Source organism: Thiomonas sp. X19, assembly GCF_900089495.1.
GTDB lineage: Bacteria > Pseudomonadota > Gammaproteobacteria > Burkholderiales > Burkholderiaceae_C > Thiomonas_A.
Genome location: NZ_LT605203.1, coordinates 933800 through 959398 on the forward strand (window position 1 = coordinate 933800; position 25599 = coordinate 959398).

The 25599-nt window shown below is 64.7% G+C and carries 21 protein-coding genes and 3 pseudogenes; 8 read left to right on the forward strand and 16 right to left on the reverse strand.

Annotated elements, in window-relative coordinates; all coding sequences use genetic code 11:
• Nucleotides 1-147: 147 nt before the first annotated feature.
• The 3 genes and pseudogenes from THIX_RS04355 to THIX_RS04365 form a co-directional block, all read right to left on the reverse strand.
• A complete protein-coding gene (locus tag THIX_RS04355; protein WP_086558171.1) occupies nucleotides 148-1509 on the reverse strand; it encodes an IS1380-like element ISCARN34 family transposase in 1362 nt (453 codons plus the stop codon).
• 219 nt (nucleotides 1510-1728) lie between these two features.
• Nucleotides 1729-3084, reverse strand: coding sequence for an IS1182-like element ISThsp16 family transposase (locus THIX_RS04360; protein ID WP_112484377.1), 1356 nt, complete (start codon nucleotides 3082-3084; stop codon nucleotides 1729-1731).
• A gap of 151 nt (nucleotides 3085-3235) precedes the next feature.
• A pseudogene (locus THIX_RS04365) lies at nucleotides 3236-4833 on the reverse strand (catalase); the annotation flags it as partial.
• Between the two features lie 117 nt (nucleotides 4834-4950).
• Between THIX_RS04365 and THIX_RS04370 the strand changes: the two are divergent.
• The 6 genes and pseudogenes from THIX_RS04370 to THIX_RS04390 form a co-directional block, all read left to right on the forward strand.
• Nucleotides 4951-6312, forward strand: coding sequence for an IS1380-like element ISCARN34 family transposase (locus THIX_RS04370; RefSeq protein WP_086558171.1), 1362 nt, complete (start codon nucleotides 4951-4953; stop codon nucleotides 6310-6312).
• A gap of 318 nt (nucleotides 6313-6630) precedes the next feature.
• A complete protein-coding gene (locus tag THIX_RS04375; protein ID WP_112488156.1) occupies nucleotides 6631-7656 on the forward strand; it encodes an IS30 family transposase in 1026 nt (341 codons plus the stop codon).
• Nucleotides 7657-7663: 7 nt separating this feature from the next.
• On the forward strand, nucleotides 7664-7804 hold the full coding sequence (locus THIX_RS23680; protein ID WP_233224391.1) for a hypothetical protein: 141 nt from the start codon (nucleotides 7664-7666) through the stop codon (nucleotides 7802-7804).
• 9 nt (nucleotides 7805-7813) lie between these two features.
• Nucleotides 7814-8103, forward strand: a pseudogene (locus THIX_RS04380) (nucleotidyltransferase family protein).
• Nucleotides 8100-8456: a DUF86 domain-containing protein gene (locus THIX_RS04385; RefSeq protein ID WP_112485216.1), complete on the forward strand. Its 357-nt coding sequence runs from the start codon at nucleotides 8100-8102 to the stop codon at nucleotides 8454-8456. The pseudogene THIX_RS04380 and the gene THIX_RS04385 overlap by 4 nt, the downstream one beginning before the upstream one ends.
• Nucleotides 8457-8747: 291 nt before the next feature.
• Nucleotides 8748-8972: pseudogene (locus THIX_RS04390) on the forward strand (type II toxin-antitoxin system RelE/ParE family toxin); the annotation flags it as partial.
• A 707-nt stretch (nucleotides 8973-9679) separates the two neighbouring features.
• Here the strand turns inward: THIX_RS04390 and THIX_RS04395 are convergent.
• The 4 genes from THIX_RS04395 to senA all read right to left on the reverse strand — a co-directional run bounded on the left by THIX_RS04395 (nucleotide 9680) and on the right by senA (nucleotide 12913).
• On the reverse strand, nucleotides 9680-10441 hold the full coding sequence (locus tag THIX_RS04395; protein WP_112485218.1) for an ABC transporter permease: 762 nt from the start codon (nucleotides 10439-10441) through the stop codon (nucleotides 9680-9682).
• Complete coding sequence (locus THIX_RS04400; protein WP_112488158.1) at nucleotides 10438-11364, reverse strand: ABC transporter ATP-binding protein; 927 nt, start codon at nucleotides 11362-11364, stop codon at nucleotides 10438-10440. Before THIX_RS04400 ends, THIX_RS04395 begins: the two co-directional genes overlap by 4 nt.
• 118 nt (nucleotides 11365-11482) lie before the next feature.
• Nucleotides 11483-11653, reverse strand: a complete 171-nt coding sequence (locus THIX_RS04405) for a hypothetical protein (RefSeq protein WP_233224392.1) — start codon at nucleotides 11651-11653, stop codon at nucleotides 11483-11485.
• A gap of 54 nt (nucleotides 11654-11707) precedes the next feature.
• Nucleotides 11708-12913, reverse strand: coding sequence for a selenoneine synthase SenA (senA, locus tag THIX_RS04410; RefSeq protein ID WP_233224393.1), 1206 nt, complete (start codon nucleotides 12911-12913; stop codon nucleotides 11708-11710).
• 12 nt (nucleotides 12914-12925) lie between these two features.
• Here senA and senB point away from each other — a divergent pair, with 12 nt between their 5' ends.
• Together senB and selD are read left to right on the forward strand one after the other, a co-directional pair.
• Entirely contained in the window at nucleotides 12926-13906 is a 981-nt protein-coding gene (senB, locus tag THIX_RS04415) for a selenoneine biosynthesis selenosugar synthase SenB (protein WP_112485224.1), read from the forward strand.
• Nucleotides 13903-14967: a selenide, water dikinase SelD gene (gene selD / locus THIX_RS04420; RefSeq protein WP_112485226.1), complete on the forward strand. Its 1065-nt coding sequence runs from the start codon at nucleotides 13903-13905 to the stop codon at nucleotides 14965-14967. The genes senB and selD overlap by 4 nt, the downstream gene beginning before the upstream one ends.
• A gap of 33 nt (nucleotides 14968-15000) precedes the next feature.
• On the opposite strand, the gene THIX_RS04425 is transcribed toward selD, so the two are convergent.
• The 9 genes from THIX_RS04425 to tcuA all read right to left on the reverse strand — a co-directional run bounded on the left by THIX_RS04425 (nucleotide 15001) and on the right by tcuA (nucleotide 25592).
• Nucleotides 15001-16380 carry an FAD-containing oxidoreductase gene (locus THIX_RS04425; protein WP_112488159.1) on the reverse strand — a complete coding sequence of 460 codons (1380 nt, stop codon included), beginning with the start codon at nucleotides 16378-16380 and terminating at the stop codon, nucleotides 15001-15003.
• Between the two features lie 209 nt (nucleotides 16381-16589).
• Nucleotides 16590-17270: a TetR/AcrR family transcriptional regulator gene (locus tag THIX_RS04430; RefSeq protein ID WP_158540797.1), complete on the reverse strand. Its 681-nt coding sequence runs from the start codon at nucleotides 17268-17270 to the stop codon at nucleotides 16590-16592.
• A gap of 101 nt (nucleotides 17271-17371) precedes the next feature.
• Complete coding sequence (locus THIX_RS04435; RefSeq protein ID WP_233224394.1) at nucleotides 17372-18547, reverse strand: aldehyde dehydrogenase family protein; 1176 nt, start codon at nucleotides 18545-18547, stop codon at nucleotides 17372-17374.
• Entirely contained in the window at nucleotides 18514-19092 is a 579-nt protein-coding gene (locus THIX_RS23965; protein ID WP_233224395.1) for a hypothetical protein, read from the reverse strand. Before THIX_RS23965 ends, THIX_RS04435 begins: the two co-directional genes overlap by 34 nt.
• Before the next feature lie 101 nt (nucleotides 19093-19193).
• Complete coding sequence (locus THIX_RS04440; protein ID WP_112485230.1) at nucleotides 19194-20828, reverse strand: GMC family oxidoreductase; 1635 nt, start codon at nucleotides 20826-20828, stop codon at nucleotides 19194-19196.
• Between the two features lie 14 nt (nucleotides 20829-20842).
• Nucleotides 20843-21325 (reverse strand): hypothetical protein, encoded by a 483-nt coding sequence (locus THIX_RS24755; protein WP_199195233.1) that lies wholly within the window; start codon nucleotides 21323-21325, stop codon nucleotides 20843-20845.
• A gap of 196 nt (nucleotides 21326-21521) precedes the next feature.
• The gene (locus THIX_RS04450) at nucleotides 21522-22826 is read right to left on the reverse strand and encodes an MFS transporter (protein ID WP_112485232.1); all 1305 of its coding nucleotides are present in this window, start codon (nucleotides 22824-22826) and stop codon (nucleotides 21522-21524) included.
• A 191-nt stretch (nucleotides 22827-23017) separates the two neighbouring features.
• Nucleotides 23018-24202 carry a tricarballylate utilization 4Fe-4S protein TcuB gene (tcuB, locus tag THIX_RS04455; protein WP_112485233.1) on the reverse strand — a complete coding sequence of 395 codons (1185 nt, stop codon included), beginning with the start codon at nucleotides 24200-24202 and terminating at the stop codon, nucleotides 23018-23020.
• Entirely contained in the window at nucleotides 24189-25592 is a 1404-nt protein-coding gene (tcuA, locus tag THIX_RS04460) for an FAD-dependent tricarballylate dehydrogenase TcuA (RefSeq protein WP_112485235.1), read from the reverse strand. Before tcuA ends, tcuB begins: the two co-directional genes overlap by 14 nt.
• Nucleotides 25593-25599: the final 7 nt, after the last annotated feature.

The window sequence follows — 25599 nt, forward strand, 5'->3', positions numbered from 1 at the left end:
GAGCGCCGTGTCGAAGGGGGCTGTGGGGCTGTGCGCGAACGATCGGCCCCCTTGATCGGTCATTTCGGGTGGGTTGCGCGCAGCCGTTCCCCCGCCGAGCCCTTGTGGCCAGCGTCTTGGGGTGCTGGGAAAGCTTGGACTGCGTCTTCAGCCGCTGGCGGCGAACTGCGCATGCAGATCGCAAAAGGCACGGGCTGCCTTGTCGTTGGCGCCCAGTCCCAACCACAGCCGCCCGCCATGGTTGATCACGCGTGCTGCGCGGATGACAAGTTCCTGGATCACAGTCTTCAGACGCCGTCGCCTGGCCGCATGGCGCACCGGTGCATGCGGCCCCAGCAGCCCTTGCTGCCCCATGAGGCGCAGCACGTTCATCGTCAGGGCCGCAAGCTGGCAGACAAGATCGTTCGTGTCGAACTTCCCCGAGGGCAGTCGCTCCAGATCCATGTCGGTTTTGAATTCCGCATGGAACTGCTCGTGCGTAGCGTGCCCGGCGTACAGGTCGATGATCGCCTCGGCGCTGATGGCCTTGGGCAAGCTTGTCGTCCAGCCCTCCAAGATGATCTCGGGGACCAAAAACTGCTGGCCACGGGCATCGACGGTGCGCTCCGTGATGCGCACAATGCGGCGCAGGCGATGGGCGATGCCTTCGACCTGCACGGCCACCTCCCAAACCGCCACGCGCTTGCCTGCGCGCGGATGCTGCCACAACAAACCCCCTTCCAGTTCCTGCCGTCGCAAGACCTCCAGAGGATCGGTCTTGCGGGGATTCCACTTGATCAGAACATCGACCCGGGGCAGTCCTGGCCTGTTGCAGCGCTGCATGTCGGCCATCAAGGCGGCCGAGCAAAACCCCGCATCCATGCGCACGAGAATCGGCGCCTTGGGGCCTGCGGTCGACAGGCGCTGCGCCATGGGCACGGCCGTCTCGAGGTTGTAGGTCGTCTCCGAAGCCGAGTGCTGCGCGCCCGGACGTAGGGCGAACTCCAGGCAAAACCCATGCGTGCCCAGGTAGGCCGCCAGCGGGCAGTAGCCATCGACCCCCGCGTAGGTGCGGCTCACCCCATCCTTGGCTGTGCCCGAGTTGTCCATCGCGAAGGTGTCGATGTCCAGCGGCACATGACCGCAAGGCAAAAGACCATAGTCCGGTTGGCTCTTGCGCAGCAGCGCTTCAATCGCCTGGGAGGTGAAGTCAAACCACAGGGCGGCCTGCGCATCCAGGCGCTGGCGCAGGGTGGGCGAGGACGGCACACCCACCAGACCCAGCGCCTCCTGGAAGAAACGATCGCCTCGAAAGCCTTCGATGGCATCGAAGTCGCTCTTGCTCTGCGCGAGCAAGCCAACATAGCTGCGCATCAGTGTGCTGGGCGGCAGTCCGCCGCGGCAAGGCCACTGGGCATCCAGGCGTTTGAACAGAGGATCGAGGCGCTTGAGGTGATGACCGACAAGGGCCAGACCGGCCACCGGCGTCAGGTCATAGTCGAGTTGCTTGACGCGAAATCCAAACCCCATGCCATACCCCGGAACGTTCACCCGCTGGGTGAGAAGACAAAGGGGTCATTTTATCGAATAAACCATTATGCATCAACAACTTATGAAAATTCCGCATGCCCGAGCTCACGGATTCAGGTAANGCTGATCGAACGCTCTCGATGGTTGGCGAGACACTGTGAGGGCACATGGGGCGGCCTGGGGACTCGGTTTTGGCGTGGTCGGGGCGCACTATTGCCCTCACGCGGCTCGCAGGACGTGCATGCGCTTGATGTTCCAAGCCATGGTCACCAAGCTCCATTCGCCTTGTGCCTTGGCCAGCCCGCGCATGCTCATCTGGCGCCAACCCATCACTTGCTTGATGATGCCGAACACCGGCTCCACTGTCTGCTTGCGCAGGCCGTACAGGGCTCGGCCTGCTTGCGTGCCCAGGCGGTGTGCCATCTGCACGAGCGGATCCGTCGTCTGGGGCTCGGGCACATCGGGTGCAAAGCGCCCCATCACCGGCGTGTGATGCGACTCCCGCTTGAGCGCCAGCAGCGGCTCGATACCCGCGTCGTTGCACGCGATCACGTTGGCTTGGCTGAAGAAGCCGTTGTCCGTGATGAGCGTGTGCACCTCGCCCAGCACCGCGGGTAACGCTTGGATCTGCTGCAGCGTAGGCACAACTTCGCGCTTGTCGTTGGATGCCTGGCTCACATGCTGGGTGATCACCATCATCGTCGCGATGTCCACGCCGGCTTGTGCGTTGTAGCTTTGCTCGAAGCCCCCACCCGACACGGGCATGATGCGCGACTCTTCATCCGTGAGGTTGACCTGATCGCTGCTCCGGGGGCCGGCCTCTGGCGGCTCAGGGTCCTTGCCGCGCGGCTTCTTGCCCGCCTCGCGCTGGGCTTGGCGCTTGGCGGTCTTGGCCTCGTACTCCTGCTGCTCGACCTGATGGCGTTCGCTGGCGCGCTGCTCGATCTTGGCCTTGGCCTGCGCGATTGCGCTCAAGCGATCTGCACGCAGGGCGATCTCCGCCGGCACATCCATGCCGTCGGGTACCGTCGCGCGGTCGCTGTTCTCTGCCAGCGCCAGCAGCGTTTGTACTTCCTGGCGCAGCTGCGCCTCGATCTTGTTGGCATGAGCCCACGACAAGGCCTTGTGCTTGCTGGCGTTGGCGTCGATCTTGGTGCCATCCAGCGCGATGTGTCCGAGCTTGAGCAGCTTCATCTCGCGCGCCAGAACCAGCACCTGCACGAACAGTGCCTCCACCTCCTTCAAGAAGCGGCGGCGGAACGTCGCCAGCGTGTCGTGATCGGGGTGGGTATTGGCCGCAACAAAGCGGAACGCCACCGAGTCGTAGGTCGCCCGCTCGATCTTGCGGCTGGAGTGCACGCCGTTGGCGTAGCCGTAGATCAGCAGGCCCAGCAGCACCGCCGGATGGTGCGCCGCCGAGCCCCGGCCTGCGTACTGTCGGGCCAGATCGCCCAGATCAAGCTGCTCGATGACTTCGACCACGAAGCGCGCCAAGTGATCAGTGGGCAGCCATTCGTCCACCGACGGTGGCAACAGATATGCGGTGTCTCGGTCAACAGGGACGAAGCGGCTCATCGGCTCGGGCTCTCGGTTGTGCAGCAGCAATTGTCTCGGATAGCGTCTTCATCCGGAAGACCGCAAAGTCCGACAGTCTCCTAGGCCCGTGGGGGTCAGAATCACCAGATAGTCACCATTTCTCACGGTCTTGCAAGGTTTGCCGGCATGATCAAGCCAAAGTGCGAACCGACTTTTCTCTTTCCCACTGACGCGTCTTGGCCGCAGCAATAAACTGTTTCTGATCTTTGATGTCGATGACACCTGCATCGTTTGAAACATTGGCTGCCTTCAATAACATCGCGCCGCCCCGGTCTATACCAATCGCCTTGAGATGACCGAAAGCATCGCGTACGAAATCGATTGCAGCGCTTTCCGCGGCTAGTTTTTTTGCTCCGGAGTCGGACAGAATCAGAGCGATGGCGTCAAAAATCACCGACGGTGCCCCTGCTAGCTGTTTGTCCACCTCTAGCGACGTGCCGCCGACCAGTTTGACAAGGCCGACTTTGGGGCCGACGATCTTGACATTGGCGCCGGCGGCAATAGCGGCCTTTTTAATGGCGGCAATAGCTGCGCCGTCCGAGCCATCTGCAATCAAAATGCCAACCACGCGACCGTCCAATGAGTCTTTCATCTTGCCGATGATTTGCGTGGCGGGAGAAAGCGGCATGTCCGTCACCGGTGCTGCGGGGTGAGGCGTGACGGGCAACGAGTCCATCGCCAGACCGTTCGCAACGCGCTGCGCCAAGCTTTCCTGGATGTTACGCAAGTGTCCGACGATCGCTTCGCGGATATGCACATGCTCGACTTTGGACAGCTCGAATACCAGTGCCGACGCGATGTGCGCTTGCTCATACTCGGTCTGACTGAGGAAGAACTGCCGCGCCTGGCTGTAATGGTCGGCGAAACTCTCGGGCCGGATGCGGCCTTTTTTGCCTGCCTCAGTCACGGCTACCGTTCTGAATACGTTTTTAGGCGTTTCGCGTGGTGATGTGTCCGATAGCGAGTTCGGCTCGTAATTGACGCGACCGCTGGGTTGCGCCATTTGCATGTGGCCATCGCGCTGAAGGTTGGCGAATGGACACTTGGGGCATTGACTGGAATCTGGTGGAAATTGGACGAGCCCAAACGCGAAATCTGCGTGTCGAGATACGAAAACAGGCGTCCTTGCAGGAGCGGATCGTTGGAGAAATCGATCCCTGGCACGATGTTGGCGGGGCAATACGCGATCTGCTCTGTTTCGGCGAAAAAATTGTTCGGCCAGCGATCCAGAACCATACGCCCGATGATTTGCAACGGCACCAGTTCTTCCGGGATCAGCTTGGTCGGATCGAGGTGGTCGAACGGAAACGCCTCGGCCTCGGCTTCAGTAAACAACTGGACAGCGAATTCCCACTCAGGGAAATGACCAGCCTCGATGGCCTCAAACATATCGCGGCGGTGAAAATCCTGATCGGCACCGGAAATCTTGACGGTTTCATCCCAGATGGTGGACTGTAGTCCCAGCTTGGGACGCCAGTGAAATTTGACGAAGGTCGATTCACCCGCCTCATTGAGCAGGCGATAGCTATGGATACCAAAGCCTTCAATCATGCGCAGTGAGCGCGGAATGGTGCGGTCGGACATGATCCACATCACCATGTGCATGGCTTCGGGGGTCAGCGAAATGTAATCCCAGAAGGTGTCGTGCGCAGTGGCTGCCTGGGGAAACGCGCGGTCCGGCTCCATTTTTGCGGCATGAATGAGATCGGGAAACTTGATGGCATCCTCCTGAATCCGTGAGCTCGGGCATGCGGAATTTTCATAAGTTGTTGATGCATAATGGTTTATTCGATAAAATGACCCCTTTGTCTTCTCACCCAGCGGGTGAACGTTCCGGGGTATGGCATGGGGTTTGGATTTCGCGTCAAGCAACTCGACTATGACCTGACGCCGGTGGCCGGTCTGGCCCTTGTCGGTCATCACCTCAAGCGCCTCGATCCTCTGTTCAAACGCCTGGATGCCCAGTGGCCTTGCCGCGGCGGACTGCCGCCCAGCACACTGATGCGCAGCTATGTTGGCTTGCTCGCGCAGAGCAAGAGCGACTTCGATGCCATCGAAGGCTTTCGAGGCGATCGTTTCTTCCAGGAGGCGCTGGGTCTGGTGGGTGTGCCGTCCTCGCCCACCCTGCGCCAGCGCCTGGATGCGCAGGCCGCCCTGTGGTTTGACTTCACCTCCCAGGCGATTGAAGCGCTGCTGCGCAAGAGCCAACCGGACTATGGTCTTTTGCCTTGCGGTCATGTGCCGCTGGACATCGACACCTTCGCGATGGACAACTCGGGCACAGCCAAGGATGGGGTGAGCCGCACCTACGCGGGGGTCGATGGCTACTGCCCGCTGGCGGCCTACCTGGGCACGCATGGGTTTTGCCTGGAGTTCGCCCTACGTCCGGGCGCGCAGCACTCGGCTTCGGAGACGACCTACAACCTCGAGACGGCCGTGCCCATGGCGCAGCGCCTGTCGACCGCAGGCCCCAAGGCGCCGATTCTCGTGCGCATGGATGCGGGGTTTTGCTCGGCCGCCTTGATGGCCGACATGCAGCGCTGCAACAGGCCAGGACTGCCCCGGGTCGATGTTCTGATCAAGTGGAATCCCCGCAAGACCGATCCTCTGGAGGTCTTGCGACGGCAGGAACTGGAAGGGGGTTTGTTGTGGCAGCATCCGCGCGCAGGCAAGCGCGTGGCGGTTTGGGAGGTGGCCGTGCAGGTCGAAGGCATCGCCCATCGCCTGCGCCGCATTGTGCGCATCACGGAGCGCACCGTCGATGCCCGTGGCCAGCAGTTTTTGGTCCCCGAGATCATCTTGGAGGGCTGGACGACAAGCTTGCCCAAGGCCATCAGCGCCGAGGCGATCATCGACCTGTACGCCGGGCACGCTACGCACGAGCAGTTCCATGCGGAATTCAAAACCGACATGGATCTGGAGCGACTGCCCTCGGGGAAGTTCGACACGAACGATCTTGTCTGCCAGCTTGCGGCCCTGACGATGAACGTGCTGCGCCTCATGGGGCAGCAAGGGCTGCTGGGGCCGCATGCACCGGTGCGCCATGCGGCCAGGCGACGGCGTCTGAAGACTGTGATCCAGGAACTTGTCATCCGCGCAGCACGCGTGATCAACCATGGCGGGCGGCTGTGGTTGGGACTGGGCGCCAACGACAAGGCAGCCCGTGCCTTTTGCGATCTGCATGCGCAGTTCGCCGCCAGCGGCTGAAGACGCAGTCCAAGCTTTCCCAGCACCCCAAGACGCTGGCCACAAGGGCTCGGCGGGGGAACGGCTGCGCGCAACCCACCCGAAATGACCGATCAAGGGGGCCGATCGTTCGCGCACAGCCCCACAGCCCCCTTCGACACGGCGCTCGAACCGTGAACCTGCGGGAAATCGGGAAAATCGGGCCGTCACAATCAGCTTTCAAGTCGATGGATTATCGGAAGTCACGGATTCAGGGAGTTATTGAGTCGGCCCGCCCAGATGTTGGGTGGCGGCCTCAAAGCTGTGAAGTGCAACACCCCAAGCCTGTCAGGTGTTGCGATGCAAAGGACGACGACGTACCGACAGCTTCAAGCTGAAGAGCGCATGACGATGGCCAGTTTGATGCAGCAGGGGTGCAGTGTTCGGGCCATGGCCCGAACACTGGGGCGCGCGCCCTCGACCATCAGTCGGGAGCTTGGCCACAATGGCGAGGACACGGGGCCCTATGCGCCCGCAACGGCGCGGCAGCGCTGTGCGACGCGCCGGGATGCCGCACGCCCGTCTCCCAAGCTGCACCGGGACGGCATCCTCTGGGGCGTGGTCACCGCCTTGCTGGACTGGAAGTATTCGCCCCGGCAGATTGCTGGCACACTGCTGCGGATGTATCCCGAGCGCCCCGAACTGCAGGTCTCGCATGAGACCATCGACACCGCCATCTACGCCCAGGCCCGTGGGGAGTTGCGCAGACAGTTGATGGCCTGTCTGCGCCATGGCCACAGCAAGCGCATGCCGCGTTCGCGTGGCACCGACCGCCACGGCCAGATTCCCGAGATGGTCAGCATCCATGTGCGTCCCCCCGAGATGGAAGACCGCCTGATGCCGGGACACTGGGAAGGCGACCTCATCCAGGGCGCCGGCAACAAGTCCGCCGTGGGCGTGCTGGTGGAGCGCTCCAGCCGCCTGCTGTTGCTGGTCCAGATGCCAGACGCCACGGCAACCTCGGCCCTGGCTGGCTTCACGGCCAAGCTGCGGTCGATTGCCGCGCCGCTGCGCCAGAGCATGACGCAGACCCAAGGCCGCGAAATGGCGCGCCATGCCGAACTCACCGCCGCCACCGGCGTGCGGGTGGACTTCTGTGACCCCCACAGCCCCTGGCAACGCGGCACCTGCGAGAACACCAACGGATTGCTGCGCCAGTACCTGCCCAAGGGCACCGACTTGTCGGTGTACTCCCAGGCTGACCTGGACGCCATCGCCGACAGCCTCAACGGCAGACCAAGGGCCACCCATGCATTCCATTCCCCGTTGGAGGTCTTCGCGCGAATGCTGGCCAATACCCACGAAGCTCCCTCCTCAATTCAATAACCAAGGGGTGTTGCACTTCGCCCTTGAAACCGCCGATACGGTCCGGGGCGTGATGGAGGCCGCCAGCAAGACCGGGCACCAGTCGCTTGCCATGCTCAAGCGGTACACCCACGTCGAGGCGGAGAAGCTGGCCGCGAAGCTGGGATAATGCGCAATCATGAAACCATCCCAAGCCCTGCAAAATCACCGCGCCGAGATCACCGCATCGTGCTGGCCCATCGTGCCCACAATGCGCGCGTTTTCGGGTCGGTCGTGCGCGGCGAGGATGACGACCGCAGCGATCTGGACGTACTGGTCGATCCGACGGCGGAGACAACGCTGATGGACGTTGCGGCCATCCAGGTGGAATTAGAGCGCTTGCTTGGCGTGCCGGTGGATGTCCTCACTCCTGGCGACCTCCCCGAGAAGTTCCGCGCCCTGGTGCTTGCCGAGGCTATCGCGGTATGAAGCGTGCCGAGTTGCGAATTCCCGATTACATCGCCCATATTCTCGAGGCCATCGAGCCCATCGCGGAATACACCGCAGGGATGGATGAAGACGGCTTTTTGCACAACACACTCGTCCAGGATGCCGCGATTCGCAACATCGAAATCATCGGCGAAGCCGCGCGCAACATCGAGCGAGCTTCCCCGGCGTTCATCGCCGCCCATGACGGCATCCCCTGGAGCACCATGATGGCCATGCGCAACCGCGTCTCTCACGGCTACATGACGATCAACTTGTCGCTGGTCTGGAAGACGATCCGAAGCGATTTGCCAGAGTTGGCAAAGCCAATCCGCGCGCTGCGCAGCGGCGAATAAATCGGCCCCCGCTGGGGCCGGGTCGAGGATGCCTGAAGTGCCTGCTCTGGGTCGAACGCGCAGGTGTTGACTGCCCGCCTGACGCCAGGTATGCGCGGTGCTTTGGCCTTGAGGCCAGGTCGCGTCGATTCGAAAATGGCTTGGAGACCATGGAAGTGCCAACCATGACAGGGCACAAGTCCCCGTCCATGCTCAAGCGGTACACCCACATTGAGGCGGAGAAGCTGGCGATGAAATTGGGGTGGGATGGCGTAAAAATATAAAATTTTGTATGGCATTGATATCATTGATATGTCTGATCTGAAACCCGCCGAGTTCCGGGGAAGCGCCCTCGATGATCTGCGCGCCTTTCCGCAGGATGCGCGGCGTGAAGCGGGACATCAGATCAACAGGGTGCAAAACGGACTGGAACCGGATGACTGGAAACCGATGACCAACGTCGACCCTGGCGTGCAGGAAATCCGCATCCGGGATGCGAGCGGCGCGTGCCGAGTGTTCTGTGTTGCGAAAAGCGCTGCAAAGCCTTGCGCGAGTTGATCGCTGTTCGGCGCGAGTGGTGCCAATGCATCCAACTCCAGTAAGCCGATCAAGTATGAGCTTTCGCTACGGCTTGCCCCATCGATGAGCGATGCGCGGATGCCGCATTGCGGCGCCACCATCTCGTGGTTTTCGACAATATTTGCGCCGCCGCGTCGACCCAGCGATCGAAGCGGGGCGGAGTTTTCGACTTTAGGCGGGACGCCAACGGAAGCGGCGGGCGCGCAAGCCGCGCCGATGCTGGGGCCGTGTTTTCGACTTTAATTGGTGAGAACAGGTGATGTGCTCACCGAACCTGTCCGCAACGCATAACCAACCCGCGGGCACGCGGATCTCCCAGGCACTGCGCGCGCCGATACCAAATTGACCGTCACGCCTAGCGCGGGGCGGGATGCCGTTCCTTGCAGCGTTCGTAGGCCTGCCGCCGGTGCCGGCGGCGCTTGATCAACGCAAGATCAGCATGATGTTCAAGTTCGTTTCGGCGCGCACATGCGAAGCTGATTTTTAGCGCGCAGGGTTGGACGACCCACAGCGGCGGCATAGCGCTCGCGTCAGACCGCCCCGAGCTGTTCACGCGTTGCTGATTGAGCGGCTCGGTCGATGCGCCGAGATGCAGCCGAGCGGTCGCTGGAGCGATCTCGCAAGGCCTGAGCGGCCTGTGCGAGGAGTCGCAGGCATGCAGTGGGCTACGCCTTGAGCCGGTACCCGGTCTTGAAGATCCAGGCCACGATCGCCAGGGACATGAGCAGGAAGGCCAGCGTCATCCCCAGGCTGATGCCGATGCTCACATCGGCCAGGCCATAGAAGCTCCAGCGAAATCCGCTGATCAGATAGACCACCGGATTGAACAAGGCCACCGTGCGCCAGAGCGGGGGCAGCATGTCGATGGAGTAGAAACTGCCGCCCAGGAAAGTCAGCGGCGTGATGATCAGCAGCGGCACGACTTGCAGTTTCTCGAAGCCATCCGCCCAGATGCCGATGATGAAGCCGACGAGGCTGAAGGTCGTCGCCGTGAGCACGAGAAACGTCAGCATCCAGAACGGATGCTCGACATGCAGCGGCACGAAGAGCGCCGCGGTGGCGAGGATGATGAGCCCGAGGACGATGGACTTGGTCGCGGCGGCGCCGACATAGCTCAGCACGATCTCGATCGTGGAGATCGGTGCCGACAGCAGCTCGTAGATCGTGCCCGTGAACTTGGGGAAGTAGATGCCGAAGGACGCATTCGAGATGCTCTGCGTCAGCAGCGACAACATGACCAGCCCTGGGACGATGAAGGCGCCGTAGCTGATGCCGCCGACGGTTGGCATGCGCGAGCCGATGGCGGCGCCGAACACGACGAAATACAGCGAGGTCGAGATCACCGGGGAAATGACGCTTTGCATCAGGGTCCGCCAGGTCCGTGCCATTTCGAACGCGTAGATCGCGCGGACTGCGTGCAGATTCATGCCCCCTCCCTGACCAGGTTCACGAAGATGTCTTCCAGCGAACTCTGCGTGGTGCGCAGATCCTTGAAATGGATTCCGGCATCGCCCAGATGCTTGAGGACATCGACGATGCCGATGCGCCCGTCCTGCGTGTCATAGGTGTAGGTCAGTTCACTGCCGTCGCTCGACAGCTCCAGCGGATAGTTCGCAAGTTCGGCGGGCAGTTGCTGCAGCGGCTGCTGCAACTGCAGCCAAAGCTGCTTCTTGCCCAGCTCGTGCATCAACTCGGTCTTGTCTTTCACCAGGATCAGTTCGCCCTTGCTCATGACCCCGATGCGGTCGGCCATCTCTTCGGCCTCATCGATGTAGTGCGTGGTCAGAATGACCGTGACGCCGGAATCGCGCAGTTCGCGCACCAACTGCCACATATCGCGCCTGAGTTCGACGTCGACCCCGGCAGTCGGCTCGTCGAGGAACAGGATCTGCGGCTCATGGGCGAGCGCTTTCGCTATGAGTACGCGCCGCTTCATGCCCCCCGACAGGGTCATGATCTTGTTCTGCCGCTTGTCCCACAAGGACAGGGCCTTGAGCACCTTTTCGATGTGGGCAGGATTGGCGGGTTTGCCGAACAGGCCGCGGCTGAACGAAACCGTGGCCCAGACCGATTCGAAGGCGTCCGTGGTCAGCTCTTGCGGCACCAGGCCGATCAGGGAACGAGACGCCCGGTAGTCGCGCGCAATATCGTGCCCGTCAACCAGCACGGTCCCAGTGCTGGCATTGATGATGCCGCAGATGATGCTGATCAGCGTCGTCTTGCCGGCGCCGTTGGGGCCCAGCAGGGCGAAGATCTCGCCGCGGCGAATGTCGAGATTGACGCTCTTCAGCGCCTGAAAGCCGGAGGCATACGTCTTGGAAAGGTTCGAGACCTTGAGGATGGTTTGCATCATGACGAGCGTAGTCTGCCTTGAGATGTCCGGTTGCCCGTGGGTTTGCATCCATCAGGGTTGGGTTGGTGCAGGCGATGCCAGCGGGCAGGGCGGCTTGCCGTGCGCGCTGAGCCGATCATGCCCGTTTGCTCAGAAAAACATACGTCGCGCGCTCGCCGGCAACCGCATGCGTGCGCGCATAGCCCAGGGCATGCAGGTCAAGGCCATCCCGAAGATGCTCCCCGGAACCGAGCAGAATGGGGCGAACGGCCAGATGCAGCTCGTCGATCAGGCTCACGCGCAGCAAGGCTGCGGCGGCCGAGGCTGCGGCCAGCGCACCCAGGCGGAAGGCAAGGCCCGGTCATCCGGCGCAGCTGCGAAACCCTGCCGGAATATCGTTGCGGTGCGGCGGGAAGAAATTCCGATAGCGCGGATGGCGCATGCGCGGCTGCGTCATGCAGGACGCTCCGCGCAGCACCGGGCGGTCGTCGAACCACGGTGCCGAGTAGTCGCGATAGGGGTGAGGCTCGAAGCCCGGATACGGTCGGAAGGGACTCGCCGTCCACTCCCAGACGTCGCCCCAGTGGAAATCCTCAGGCCGACCCACCGCAGCACGCTCCCATTCGGGCTCGCTCGGCAAGCGCCGGCCGGCCCAGCGGCACCAGGCGTCAGCCTCGTGGTAGGTCAAGTGACATGCGGCTTCGGCCAGGTTCAGTGGCCGCCATTGACCGTGGCGCCACAGTTGCCAATGGGGGCCGACGCGCCGCAGATAGCGCGGGGCGCCGGGTTGCTGCTGCGCGCGCCATTGCCGGCCGGCCGCGCTCCACCACTGGTCGTCCGCATAGCCCCCGCTCTCCAGGAACGGCAGGAACTCCATCCAACGGACCACCTGGGCATCGATGGTCGTTGGCCCCAGTGTGACGTTGTGCGCTTGCAGCTCATTGTCGAAAACAAAGCCTGCGTCCGGCGCACTGCCGAGGCGCCATGGCCCTGCCGGCAAGGTGATCGGCGACGATGGCTCCGGCAACGTCGCAGCTTGCCAGCGCGCGTCCTCCACGGCAATGCCCAGCGCCTGTGCGGTGTAGAGCGCGGCCTCGTGGTGCATGTCTTCGTGCAGCAGGGCGAGGCGGAAGAAGTACAGCGCGTCGTCGCTGGCGTCACGGGTTTCACGCAGCAGCCCCAGGGTGCCGGCCAGTTGCCGTGCCAGCTCATCGCGCGTTCTATCGGCGTCGGGCAGCGGCAACTCCCAGCGCGAGTCGTGCGGCACTTTGCTGGAGTTGTACAGGGCGTCGGCGTTGGGCCGCAACGCTCGACCGCGTGCAAGCTCCGGGTCCGCAGCCGCGCCGCGGTGGCGCTCGGGGTTGCGCGCCAGCCAGTATTCCTGGAACCAGCCGATATGCCCGAGCTCCCACAGTGGCGGGTTGCGTTCGGCATGCAGCGGCACCCCGAGGCCGGGCAAGGCCTGCTCATAGACGGCGAATGTCGCCAACGTGTCGCGCCGGCTCGTCTGCAACGCGTCGGCCAGAACGTCGATGCCGCCCTGACGCGCAGCGAAGGCCGGAAGCATTAGGCTTGCATCATGCATCGTGAATCCATCGTGATCGTGACACCGGCGCTGCAGGACGCCAACAACGGCAATTGGCAGACGGCCCGCCGCTGGGCAGCCATGCTGCGGTCAGCATACAGCATCCGTCTGACCTCGCAGTGGGCTGCCGGAGACGAGGCGCTGATGATCGCGCTGCACGCGCGCCGCTCGGCTCCATCGGTGGCGGCCTGGCGAGCGGCCTACCCGCAACGCCCGCTGCTGCTGACGCTCACCGGCACCGACCTGTACCGCGACATCGACGCCGACGCCAGCGCGCAGCATTCGTTGCAGGTCGCCGATTTCCTGGTGGTGCTCAACGCATTGGGCGCTGACCGGCTGCCCCAGGCCCTGCGCTCCAAGTGTCGCGTGCTGTTGCAGTCGTGCACCTCCCGGCGCACGCTACCGAAAACACGGGAGCATCTGCGCGTCCTGAGCGTGGGGCATCTGCGTGACGAGAAAGACCCGCGCACCTACTTGCGTGCGGCGCGGCGACTGGCCAACCGCGCCGACATCCGGCTCGACCACATCGGCGCAGCCCTCGATCCGGAACTGGGCGTCGAGGCTTCTGCCCTGGCCGCCGCGCAGTCCAACTACCGCTGGCACGGCGCCTTGTCCCACGCCGCGACGCGCCGGCGCATCCAGAGCGCGCATGTCCTGGTGCACCCCAGCCGCATGGAAGGCGGCGCCCATGTCGTCATCGAAGCGATCCGCAGCGGCACGCCGGTGTTGGCTTCGCGCATCGACGGCAATGTCGGTCTGCTGGGCGAGGACTACAGCGGAACCTTCGCGGTCGGTGACGACGCGGCGCTGGCAACCCTGCTGCAGCAAGCCCGGGACGATCCCGATATGCTCGACAGGCTGAAGCGCCAAATCGCGCATCGAGCGCCGCTTTTTTCTGCTGAAGCCGAGAGCAGCAGCTTGCACAGCCTGGTGGCTGCATTGATGGCCCGACAAACCCCTGGAATTCGACGATGAACGCACCCGCCACCCACACCGAACCCCGACTGACCTCGCTTTCGCACGGCGGCGGCTGCGGCTGCAAGATCGCACCCGGCGTGCTTTCCGACATCCTCAAGGGCACGGCGGCGATGCCCATTCCGGCGTCCTTGCTCGTCGGCATCGAGACCTCCGACGATGCGGCGGTCTACCAGCTCAACGACGAGCAGGCGCTGATCGCCACCACCGACTTCTTCATGCCCATCGTCGACGACCCGTTCGACTTCGGTCGCATCGCCGCTGCGAACGCGATCAGCGATGTCTACGCGATGGGCGGCCGCCCGATCCTGGCGCTGGCGCTGGTGGGCATGCCGATCAACGTCTTGTCCACCCAGACCATTGGCCGCATCCTCGAAGGCGGTGCGTCGGTGTGTCGCACGGCCGGCATTCCGATCGCCGGTGGCCATACGATCGATTCGGTGGAAGCCATCTACGGGCTTGTCGCGCTCGGTCTGGTGCACCCGAAACACGTGAAACGCAATGCGAGCGCCCAACCCGGAGACCTGCTCGTCCTGGGCAAGCCGGTGGGGGTCGGCGTGATGTCGGCCGCGCTGAAGAAAGGCGAACTCGGCGGCGCCGGCTACGCCCTGATGGTCGCCACCACCACGCAACTCAATACACCAGGCCCGGACCTTGCGGCGCTGCCCGGCGTGCACGCGCTGACCGATGTCACCGGCTTCGGCCTCGCCGGCCATGCACTGGAGATGGCGCGCGGCGCACGCTGCGAGATGCGGCTGGAGTGGGCATCCGTGCCGCTGATGGCCGGTGTGCGCGAGCTTGTCGGCCGCGGCTTCGTCACCGGCGCGTCCGGTCGCAACTGGTCCAGCTATGCCAGCGACGTGATCCTGCCGGCAGCGTTCGCGGCCGAGGACAAGGCGCTGCTGACCGACCCGCAGACCAGCGGTGGATTGCTGGTGTCCTGTGCGCCAAACGCGGTGGACGAGGTGCTGGCGGTTTTCCAGCGCCACGGCTTCGCCCAGGCCGCGGTCATCGGCAGCGTGGCTGCCGCCCAAGCTGCACCGCGCTTGGTGGTGAGCTGAGCCGCGCTGCCGCTCAAGGAGACGCAGACCCTCTCAAACCAGCGGCTTGAGCTGCTGCAGCAGGGTCGGCACGAGTTCGCTCACCGTCGGGTGGATCGGCATGGACCGCGAGATGACCGTGTAGGGCTGCTTGGCGGCCATCACGTCCAGCATGCCGTGCACGACCTCATCGCCGTTGCGCCCGAGGATCGCCGCACCCAGCAGCAGTTGGGTTTCGGCATCGACCAGCACCTTCATGAAGCCTTGTGTCTCGCCGGCCTCGCGCGCGCGGCTGACGCGCTGCATGGGCATCTTCGCCTGCAGCACCTTGCGACCGCTGGCGCGTGCCTCGGCTTCGTTGAGGCCGATGCGGCCGAGCGCCGGGTCGATGAAGAGCGCGTAGCAGGGGATGCGGTCGGATAGGCGTCGCGGGTCGTGGTCGAAGAGATTGGCCGCGACGATCTCATGATCGTTCCACGCCGTGTGGGTGAAGGCGCCGCGACCGTTGCAGTCGCCCACCGCCCACACGCCTTGCGCGCTCGTGCGGCACTGATCGTCAACGACGATGTAGCCACGCTCGTCGGTACGGATGCCGGCCAGATCCAGCCCCAGGCCATCGGTATTCGGGCGGCGCCCGACGGCCAGCAGGACATCGCTGCCCCGGATGACGGGTTTGTCCGTGCCGCATGCGGCACCCACCACGATCTGCTCACCGTCCTGGTCCAGGGACAGGCACTCGGCCCCCAGTTCGAAGCGCACGCCTTCGGCTTCGAGGATGCCGCGGATCGCCTCCGAGACGTCGGCGTCTTCACGCGCCAGCAGCCGCGCCGACTTTTCCACCACCGTCACCGCGGCACCGAAGCGCCGCATCATCTGGGCAAACTCCAGGCCGATATAGCTGCCGCCGACGATGACCAGATGCTCGGGCACCGCGTCCAGTTCCAGGATCGAGACGTTGTCGAGCGTCTTCACGCGATCGATGCCGGCCAGCGCAGGGCGCAGCGAACGTCCGCCGACGTTGAGGAAAATGCGCGGAGCCGTGAGCTGCCGGCCGTTGACCTCGATGGTCGCCGGGGCGATGAAGCGAGCATCGCCGACGATGACTTCGGCATCCTTCAGGCCGCGCATCCAGGCTTCGACGCCCTCGCGCGACTGCTTGACGATGGCGTCCTTGCGGGCCTTCACGCGCGCCATGTCGACACGGAGGCGGCCGATGTCAAAGCCGAACTCCGCCCCGCGCTGCGCCAGGCGGATGGCGCGCGCGCTGGCGACCAGGGTCTTGGTGGGCGTGCAGCCGACATTCACGCAGGTGCCACCGAAGTCGTGCCTTTCGATGACCGCAGTCTTCAGCCCCTCCTTGCTGCAGCGCGCAGCAAGCGCCGGCCCAGCTTGGCCCGCACCGATGACGATGGCGTCGAAGTTCTGGATCGGCATGGCGATTGTTCCGGTCGACAAAGCTACAGCGTACAGCGCCAACGGCAAGCAGAGCCATCTTGCCGATCATGGTCGCCCAGCGCCGGGACAGGAAGCCGGCTGCAGCGGCGAGTTCCATGGGCCCGGCGCCTTGCCGCCGGTATGCTCCGATTCGCTCTCAAGCGGCGAACGCCGCATGACCGGCGCCGGCGTGGACGCCGCCACGGGTTTCACGCTCGATGAGCCTCCGCGAGGCAAAGCGCCTGCGCCAGGCGTTGACGCAACGCGGCGCAGGCCAGCATGTCGCCTGCAATGCGCTGCTGAAGAAAATAGCGAAACCAGCCGTCGATCGTGACGTAGGCGCTGGTGGCATCGATCGGGCTGTTCGGGTCGAGTTCGCCGCCCAGTGCCCGCACTCGGTCGAGAAGCCGCTGGACGACGCCCACCATGCGGTTTTCCAGATCGTCCACGGCTGGGCGGAACGATGCGTCGAACAGCGCCTGCGCGCGCACGTCGTACCAAAGACGGTGCGTGTGGGCCTGATCCTGGACCGCGCGCACCAGGACGTCGACGAACTCGCTCAGCAGGGCGCTGGCGCTTTCGGCCGCATCGATGCGTTCTTCGAGCGCGCGAACGAAGGCTTCCTTGTAGAGGCCGACACAGTCGATCAACAGTTCATTCTTGTCTTCAAAATAGTAGTGAATCACGCCCAGGGAAACTCCCGAGCGGGTGGCGATCTCGCGCAGGTTGATGCGCGCGAACCCCAGTTCGGCCAGGCTCGCCAGGGCATGCCGCGCCAGCTCCAGCTTCTTGTCCGGTGGCTTGCCCGATTGCCAGCCCGAACGGCTCCGTCCGGGCTGGCGCGGTGGCGCGGTTTCGCTGGTCCTCTCTGGCTGTAAGGTCTTGCGCACGATGGCCTCATCCCGCGATGTCGGATTTCACGTCCGCCCACCCGGGCCGCGGACTGCATGCGGATCCGGCGAAGCGCCGGATCCGCATGCAGTCGTCAAAGTCAACCTCGCAGGGCGTTGAAGAAGCTGCGCGGCAGCTTGGCGAACGGCGGTTTGTACTGAAACCGCGTCAGCAACCGGCCGAGCCCATGGGCTCGCCGGTTCGTGATGAACCACGGCGGGCGCGGCAAGAGGGTGAACGACAGACTCAGCAGATTGCGCGGGAATGGCTTGAACGGCGCCTCGATGACCGTGCGCTGCGCGCGTTCGAACAGGCAGGTGTTGTGAACGAAGCCGATGCCGCTTTGCACAGCGGCCAGCGTATGCCCGGGAAAGGCGCCCCAGGTCGCGGCCGGCGACAGAAATCCGAGACCCGTCCAGGCGTTGACGCCGATACAGCCGTAGCGCAGGTCGGCAAGGATGGCTTCGAAGCGCCCGCGGCCGATCCGCCCGAGCGCCTTGGGGTGGATCAGGATGTTCGCGCCCAAGGTTCCAGCGAGCTTGCGGTTGGCGTCTTCGACCGCCGCGATGAGGAACGACTCGGCATCCTCGGCGTCGAGTTCGGTCGCCCTCATCGCGGGGCCGAAGACTTCGAACGACTCGACGCCTGAATCGGCCCGGGCGTCGAAAGGCGCCACCACGCACTGGTCGGCCTGCGTCGGCTGGGCGTCTGCCGGGGCCCCGATCGCGGACTGGAATTGCGCGAGGCGCGCACTGGCGCCGGGGTAGTAAAGCGGGCGCGGGCTCGACGATGCGAGCGCCCGCCGCAACTGCTGCAGGAACGCCGACTTGAGGGGCCAGCGCTTGGGCAGGAGCAGGACCTGGCAGGCAATGCAGTTGAGGCCCGAATTGTGGAGCTTCTGCGTGGCCACATGCTCGGCCTGGAAGTGCAGATCTGCGCTGGACCATGGCCCGGGCACGACGATGGTGGGCCCCACACCACCCAGCTCGGACGTGATCGGCCGCTTGTTCTTCGGCTTGCCGGCTTTCTGGTTGTCCGTCGCTTCTCTGCCAGGGCCCCAGACGATGGCGTCATGGGCGGCACCGGAGCCCGTGATGTGAATGGCCTCGACGAGGGGGTGATTGCACGGGTACTGCCCGACCTCGCTGTCGCCCGGCACGATGCGCAGGAAGCCGGCTTTGATCAAGGGCGCGAGCGCCGGCTCCAGGAACTCGGACAGGTCAGCGTTGATCGGGTTCATCTTCAGGATCGCCACCTGGTTCTCGACGAACAGCATGTGCAGGCGGTCCAGCGGCGCAATCGCCGCGGTGTTGCCGGCGCCAGCACCAGCGCGACTTTGCCTTCGGGCGTTGCCGCGGTGTTGTGGGCCGTCGCCGTGTGCTGCGCCAGGTTGGCGCGCGTCACGCCGGGCTCCATCCACACGTGCGCACGCACGCCGCTGAGCAGCAAGCGGTCCCAAACCGAGTTTGGCATGACCTGAGCCGCCAGTTGGCCGTTGGGCAGCTCGCGCAGCGGCAAGCCTTCGAGATGCCGACGCCCTTCGACGCTCGACAGCGTCTGCATCATCGCGTTGCAGTACGCCATGACGGCGTAGGGGCCGGAGATCCATTCCTCGCCGGCCAATGGCGAGTCAGCCGCAAGGCCCTTCTTGCGAGCAGCCGCTTCGGCCCAGGCCTGGGCCACCGGCATCAGGCACTCCTTGATCCGGGCCAGGAGCGCCTGCACCGATGTCTGGACCCAGGCGCGCTTGTGCTCGTCGAGCGTCTGCAGCGCGGCATCGAGCTCGGTGTGGGCGGTGGGCATGTCAGCCGCGTTGTGCATCGGAAGTCTCCGGATCGGTTGTGTATTCACCGCATGGTCCGCGCTCCGGGGCGGCTGGCTGCCGGCTTGCCGCCGCCCGGGGAGACGCGGCCTTTTCGGGTTCACGCCGTGCCGGCGGCGGCAGCGCCGCGAGCGTCGGCGCGCATCCAGTCGGCAGCTCGTTCGGCGATCATGATGGTCGGCGCGTTGGTGTTGCCGCCGATGAGCGTGGGCATCACCGACGCATCCACCACGCGCAGGCCGGCGATGCCATGCACGCGCAACTGCGGGTCGACCACCGCCATCGAATCCGTGCCCATGCGGCAGGTGCCCACAGGGTGGTAGATCGTGTCGGCCCGCGCACGGATGTGCTGCAGCAGCGCCTCGTCGGTTTCGACGTTTTCGGTGTAGAGCTCCTTGTGGCGGTACTTTGCCAGTGCCGGTGCGCGCAGGATCATGCGCATCTGCTTCGCGCCCGCCAGCAGCAGCGCTGCGTCGTCGGGATGCGAGAGGTATTTCGGGTCGATTCGCGGCGCCGACAGCGGCTCGGCGTCGGTCAACCCCACCTCGCCCCGGCTCTTCGGACGCAGCACGCACACATGGCAGGAAAAACCGTAGCCCAGGCGCAGTTTGCGCGCGTGGTCATCGACGATGGAGATGACGAAATGCAATTGCAGGTCGGGCCGCTCGACTTGCGGACTCGACTTGATGAAGGCCGCGCCTTCCGCGAACGGCGAAGCGAGCATGCCCTTGCCCGACCTGCGCCATTCGAGCATGGCCTTGATGAGGTTCACCGCGCCAACCGCACCGATGCCGAAAAGATCCGTTTCCTTCGATCGATAGGAAAGGATGAAGTCGAGGTGGTCCTGCAGGTTCTTGCCCACACCGGGGAGGCTGTGGCGCACGGCGATGCCGTGGCGGGCCAGCTCGTCCGGGTCGCCGATGCCCGAGAGCATCAGCAGATGAGGCGAGTTGAAGGTGCCGCCCGACAACACGACTTCGCGCCGTGCGCGAATGATGTCGCGCTTTCCTTGGCGCTGCACCTCGACCCCCACGGCGCGCGTGCCTTCCATCACGACGCGCAGCGCTTGGGTGTGCGTCATCACCGTCAGGTTGGGCCGGCCCATCACCGGATGCAGGTAGGCGGCGGCGGCCGAACACCGCTCGCCGCTTCGCGGGCCGCGGTAAAACTGGGTCACCTGGTACAGCCCCGCGCCTTCCTGCTCGGCGCCATTGAAGTCGTCATTGGGCGCAATCCCACATTCCACGGCGGCCTGCACGAAAGCCCTGGAGACCGGGCGGGGGCTTTGTTGCTCGCCGACCTGCAGCGGACCCTGGCCGCCGTGAAACGCACTGTCGCCGCGCTGGTTGCCCTCGGAGCGCTTGAAGTAGGGCAACACCTCGTCGAACGACCAGCCCTCGCAACCCTGGCGCGCCCAGTCGTCGTAGTCGGTGCGATGCCCACGCAGGTAGAGCATCGCGTTGATGGCGCTGGAGCCACCCAGGGCCTTGCCGCGGGGCTGGTAGCCGCGCCGCCCGTTCAGGTTCGGCTGGGGCACGGTCTCGTAGGCGTAATTGTTGATCTTGGGCCGCCCCGGCAGCATGGCGACGATGCCCGCCGGGACGCGAACCAGCAGGCCGCGACCGTCGCCGCCGGCTTCGATCAGGCAGACCCGGGCAGCAGGATCCTCGCTCAGCCTCGCCGCGAGGGTTGCTCCGGCGGACCCGCCGCCAACGATCACAACGTCGAATGTCATGTTGCTGCGCTGTCTCACTTCATGCGTGACGCCCAAACTTTACGAATGGACTGGACGCATGTCCAAACTGGTTTACCCTTGCCCCGGCGATGGCAGCGCCCCACCCACATCGGTGGCCGTGTCACGTCTGGCTTCGCATCGCACTCCATCAGCGCCTTGGCGCTACGCGCAAGGGATGGAAGCCCTCGTGTCGCCTCGCCCTGCGCGAGCCGGCGTGTCAAACCGCGAATCGCCAGGCCGCCATCAAATAGCCCGTGGCGTGGTCGGGTGCCTGCACCGGAAGGGGCCGGGATGGTGGCGTTTTGCCAGCGCATGCCCGTCGCGGCGATTCCCGAACTCATTTGCACCAAGCTATCGAAACCGCGCCGTCCGGCCCACGGCCCGGTCCAGCCGATCGGGCGCAGCGTCGTCGCGAACCAGATGGAGGACAGCCGCCGATCGACCTCGACGGTGGCGGCCGGGCGGTGCGCCAGTGCGAGCCGTTCAGCAACGGCCAAGCCCAAGCCTGCGTCGCCACTGCGGCGGCCGCGAAATCCGTCACCGCAAAGACCGACGGCAGGCTGCCTGCTCCGGTGAAATGAACGCGCTCGGCGTCCGCAGCACAGGCGCCGAGCGCGCCCGACAGCGTTCGCGTCAGGGCATGCGGCGCCGCCGTCCTTGTTTTCTCGGAAGCGGCGCGGTGCCGAGGCACGCTCAGCCCTCGAGATTGATGCCTTTGGTTTCAGGCGTGGCGAGGATGGCAAAGATCGCCAGCGCCGCGTAGACCATCACGAACAGGCCGATGTAGATATAGGCCTGATGGATGCCGTAGGCGTGCAGCAGGACGCCGGCGACGATGGGGATCAGCCCTCCGCCGTAGACCTGGGATATCTGGTAGGAAGCGCTTGCGCCTGACGCACGGTAGCGCGTCGGAAAGTTCTCGGTATAAAACGTTGGGATCGCTCCGTAGCCGAAACCGAACACAAAGCCGAAGCCGATGATTTCCGCGATCGATGCGAGTAGAAAGCTGCGGGTGTTGATCAGGTAGAAGTAGGGAATCGCAAACACCAGGAAGACAACGGCCGAGGTCAGCAGAACGGTGCGACGGTTGATCGTGTCGGCCAGCAGCGAGCCGATGATCATGAACACCAGCATCGACGCTGCTGCGATCAGGCCGATGCTCTCCGCCTGCGCTCCGCTGAAGCCGACCGCCTTCATATAGCCCGTGCCGAAGACGAAGCTGAGAAAGAAGGCGCCACCGAACATCGCGTTCACCAGCGAGGTTCGAAGGATGCGCAGGGGCATTTCGCGCCAGACCTGGTAGGCGGGACTCTTGAGGGTGGCCGAGTCGGCCTTGAGGCGCTCGAAGACGAAACTGTCCATCGTGCGCGAGCGGATGACGATGCCGACAATGGCCACGAGGAAGCCGGCGAAGAAGAAGATGCGCCAGCCCCAAGCGGTGAATTGCTGCGGCGTCATCAACGACTTGACGAGGAGGACGGAGCCGAAGCCGAGGAGGAGCCCGATCGGGATGGCGAAGCCGACCCAGGCGCCCCAGAAGGCGCGCCGCTTCGAATGCGCCGCCTGTTCGACCACCCAGGTCGAAGCCGTGCCGAACTCCGCACCGAAGCTGATTCCCTGCATGAGGCGGAACACGATGAGCAGCACGGGGGCGACCACGCCGATGCTGTTGTACGACGGCGTCAGCCCGATCAGCAGCGTGCTCGCCCCCATCAGGACCAGGGCATAGACCATCGCGTCCTTGCGTCCCACGCGGTCGGCGATGTTGCCAAAAATATAGGCGCCGACGGGGCGGATGACGATGCCGATGCCGTACACCGCGATCGCAGCCGAGATCGCGGCGAGCGCGGGCAATTTGAAAAAGACGCCGCCCCATACCGTTGCCGCGATGATGCCGGTGACGAGAAAGTCGTACTGCTCGATCACCGAACCGATGATGCTGGCGAGCGCAACCTTGTAGATCTGCTTCTGCGATGGACTTTCGACCGATGCCGTCATGCCTGTCTCCTTGTCGTCGTGTTTGTTGCTTTGAAACGCGGGGAAGGGCTCGACGCCGCGGCGGCATCGAGCCTGGATAGCGATCGTGTTCCACGTCGATCGCTTGGATCAGTAAGCTCCTGTAAAGGCCGTTCCAGGACGCGTCGAATCCAGAGCGGATCCGAAGCGACGGTTGAACTCAGTTGGATGCATCACGCGGCCGACTCGTCGTCGATCATGAGCTTGCTGGGTTGGCGGCGCTCGACCGACCACTTCAGCAGTGCGGCCCCGCGAAATGGGCCATGCGCAAACTTTCCGTAGGGCAGCATGGCGAAGAACGCGATCACCGCACCCAGGTGAACGGCCAGCAGCAGCGGCATGGCCGCGGTCCCGCGCAGCGCAGCGAGGATGAGCCCGCTCGCTGCGACGAGGAACAGCAGCGCGATGAAACCCCGGTCCATGGCTTGCTGCGCCACCTCTCCCTGCATCGGGTCGCGCCGCAGATTCAAGCGCCACAGCCCGACGGTTCCGATGACCATGGCGATGCCACCCGCAATGCCCAGGAGCGGCACCAGGCTGGTGTAGGCGTAGGGAGCTTCCCAGCCCATCAGGTAATGGTCGACCGTCGCGACGCAGGTCGACAGGAAGCACAGCAGAAAGCCGTAGAACGTCGACTGGTGAAAGCGGCGCCGTGCCAGTGTGAAGGCGTCGTCTGCGTTGTTGCATCCCTGGCCGTGACCACCGTCGAGGTACTTCAGCGTCGCGACCGCGCGCGTTGCTTCGGCGAGCGCCGGGACCCCTGCCGATCCGGCCGCCAGATCGCGCCAGAATCTACGGATGCCGAGACCCAGCGCGAACACGACAACAAGGAAGACCGGGGCGAAGATGCCCGCCATCAGCGTGTGCGGAAAGATCGCATAGAAATCGCCACCAGGCGATGCCCGCCACAGCGTTCCGCGCAGCGCCAGCGCAAGGACGAGGAACAGCGCCAGGCCAAAGGCCAGCGCCACCGAGAGCGCGAGCCCATTGCGCGCGTACAGCGCGCCGGAAACGCGCGGCCAGGCATAGTCCTGGTAGGTGCGCACGCGCACCCTGGCCATCGCGCGGGGAATGTTGACGGCGAATTCGTGCGGAGGCGCGTATTGGCACGCGTGCAGACAGGCGCCGCAGTTGTGGCACAGGTTGGCCATGTAATGAATGTCGGCGTTGCCAAACTCGAGGCGGCGCGCCATCGCGGGGAAGACCGCGCAGAAGCCCTCGCAATAGCGGCATGCATTGCAGATCTGCAGCATGCGCGCAACCTCGGCTTCGCCGCCGAGCGGTGTCGCGGGCGGCGCCAACTCAGGGTTGTCGGCCCAGGCGCCGGCCTCGCGGATCAGGGTGTCAAGCCGCTGCATGACCGGCTCCCTGGCGCACGGCATGGGCTGCCCGCGTTCCGGCGATGCGGCCAAAAGCGGTGCCGATGCTCATGCCGACTCCAGCCGTGTAGCCCTTGCCCAGAACGTTGCCGGCCATCATCTCGCCGGCGACGAAGAGATTGGGGCTGCGCTCGCCGCCGAAGCGCACCGCCGCTGTTTCGTCGGTTTTCAGGCCCAGGTAGGTGAAGGTGACGCCGGGCCGAAGCGCGTAGCCGAAAAAGGGCGGGGTGTTGATGCTGCGCGCCCAGTGGGTCTTGGCCGGAGTCAACCCTTCGGTGTGGCAGTCGTCCAGCCGCGTAGGGTCGAAGTGGCCCGGCCGGCACGCGGCGTTGTAGGCGTGGAGGGTCTGCATGAAACGGGATTCGTCCAGCGCGAGCTGGCGCGCCAGCTCGGGCAGGCTCGCGGCCTTCGCGCCGGGAAAGACCGGAGGCATGAAGCGCCCCACGGCTTTGGCATCGATGATCGCGTAGGCGATCTGCCCAGGCTGCTGGGCGACGAGTCGGCCCCAGATCGCATACCGCTTGGGCCAGAAGTCCTCGCCCTCGTCGTAGAACCGCTCGGCATCGCGGTTCACCGCGATGCCGAGCGAAACGCAGTCGATGCGTGTGCAGATTCCGCCGTCATACAAGGGCGCGCGGGCGTCGATCGCGACCATGTGGGCCTGCGTCGGATCGCCGATGGTGTCGGCGCCGGCGTCCATCATGAAGCGCAACAGCGCGCCGGTGTTGAAGCGGGTGCCGCGGATCAGGAAGTTGTCGGCCGGGTATTCACCGCGTTCATTGCGCCCCCAGGCCTCGCGCAGCCATGTGCGGTTGGACTCGAAGCCGCCGGCGGCAAGGACGCAGCTCCGCGCCTCGATGCGTTCGCCCTCCACGTACGCGGCGGCGAACCGCAGGCCATCGAGTTCGATGCGATCGACCGGAGCGTCGTAGCGCACGCGCACGCCGAGTTGCATGGCGCTTCGGTAGTAGGCATTGATCAGGGCTTTGCCTCCGCCCATGAAGAAGGCGTTGGTGCGCGCCGTATGCAGCGCGCCCGACAGGGAAGGCTGAAAGTGAACGCCATGGCTTCGCATCCAGCCGCGGCAGGTCCTGGAGGCGCGAATCACCAGGCGTGCCAGCTTCTCGTCCGTCTGGCCGCCCGTCACTTTGAGCAAGTCCTGCCAGAACTCCTCTTCGGTGTAGCTGTCGGCAAGAACATCCTGTGGCGTCTCGTGCATGCAGCGCAGGTTGCGGGTGTGCTGCGAATTGCCGCCGCGCCATTCGCGCGGCGAGGCTTCGAGGATCTGGACCGAGGCGCCGGCCTCGCGCGCCATCAGCGCAGCACAAAGCGCGGCGTTGCCGCCACCGATGACCAAGACATCAACCAATTTGAGA

Bases quoted from the DNA above. Each gene is read 5' to 3' on its own strand.
- tcuB (WP_112485233.1), bottom strand. From the start codon at position 24,202: ATGCAGCGGCTTGACACCCTGATCCGCGAGGCCGGCGCCTGGGCCGAC.
- THIX_RS04395 (WP_112485218.1), bottom strand. From the start codon at position 10,441: ATGAATCTGCACGCAGTCCGCGCGATCTACGCGTTCGAAATGGCACGG.
- THIX_RS04400 (WP_112488158.1), bottom strand. From the start codon at position 11,364: ATGCAAACCATCCTCAAGGTCTCGAACCTTTCCAAGACGTATGCCTCC.
- senB (WP_112485224.1), top strand. From the start codon at position 12,926: ATGCATCGTGAATCCATCGTGATCGTGACACCGGCGCTGCAGGACGCC.
- THIX_RS04440 (WP_112485230.1), bottom strand. From the start codon at position 20,828: ATGACATTCGACGTTGTGATCGTTGGCGGCGGGTCCGCCGGAGCAACC.
- selD (WP_112485226.1), top strand. From the start codon at position 13,903: ATGAACGCACCCGCCACCCACACCGAACCCCGACTGACCTCGCTTTCG.
- THIX_RS04370 (WP_086558171.1), top strand. From the start codon at position 4,951: ATGGGGTTTGGATTTCGCGTCAAGCAACTCGACTATGACCTGACGCCG.
- THIX_RS04450 (WP_112485232.1), bottom strand. From the start codon at position 22,826: ATGACGGCATCGGTCGAAAGTCCATCGCAGAAGCAGATCTACAAGGTT.
- THIX_RS04355 (WP_086558171.1), bottom strand. From the start codon at position 1,509: ATGGGGTTTGGATTTCGCGTCAAGCAACTCGACTATGACCTGACGCCG.
- THIX_RS04385 (WP_112485216.1), top strand. From the start codon at position 8,100: ATGAAGCGTGCCGAGTTGCGAATTCCCGATTACATCGCCCATATTCTC.
- senA (WP_233224393.1), bottom strand. From the start codon at position 12,913: ATGCTTCCGGCCTTCGCTGCGCGTCAGGGCGGCATCGACGTTCTGGCC.
- THIX_RS04360 (WP_112484377.1), bottom strand. From the start codon at position 3,084: ATGAGCCGCTTCGTCCCTGTTGACCGAGACACCGCATATCTGTTGCCA.
- THIX_RS04425 (WP_112488159.1), bottom strand. From the start codon at position 16,380: ATGCCGATCCAGAACTTCGACGCCATCGTCATCGGTGCGGGCCAAGCT.
- THIX_RS23965 (WP_233224395.1), bottom strand. From the start codon at position 19,092: ATGCACAACGCGGCTGACATGCCCACCGCCCACACCGAGCTCGATGCC.
- THIX_RS04375 (WP_112488156.1), top strand. From the start codon at position 6,631: ATGCAAAGGACGACGACGTACCGACAGCTTCAAGCTGAAGAGCGCATG.
- THIX_RS04435 (WP_233224394.1), bottom strand. From the start codon at position 18,547: ATGCTGTTCGTCGAGAACCAGGTGGCGATCCTGAAGATGAACCCGATC.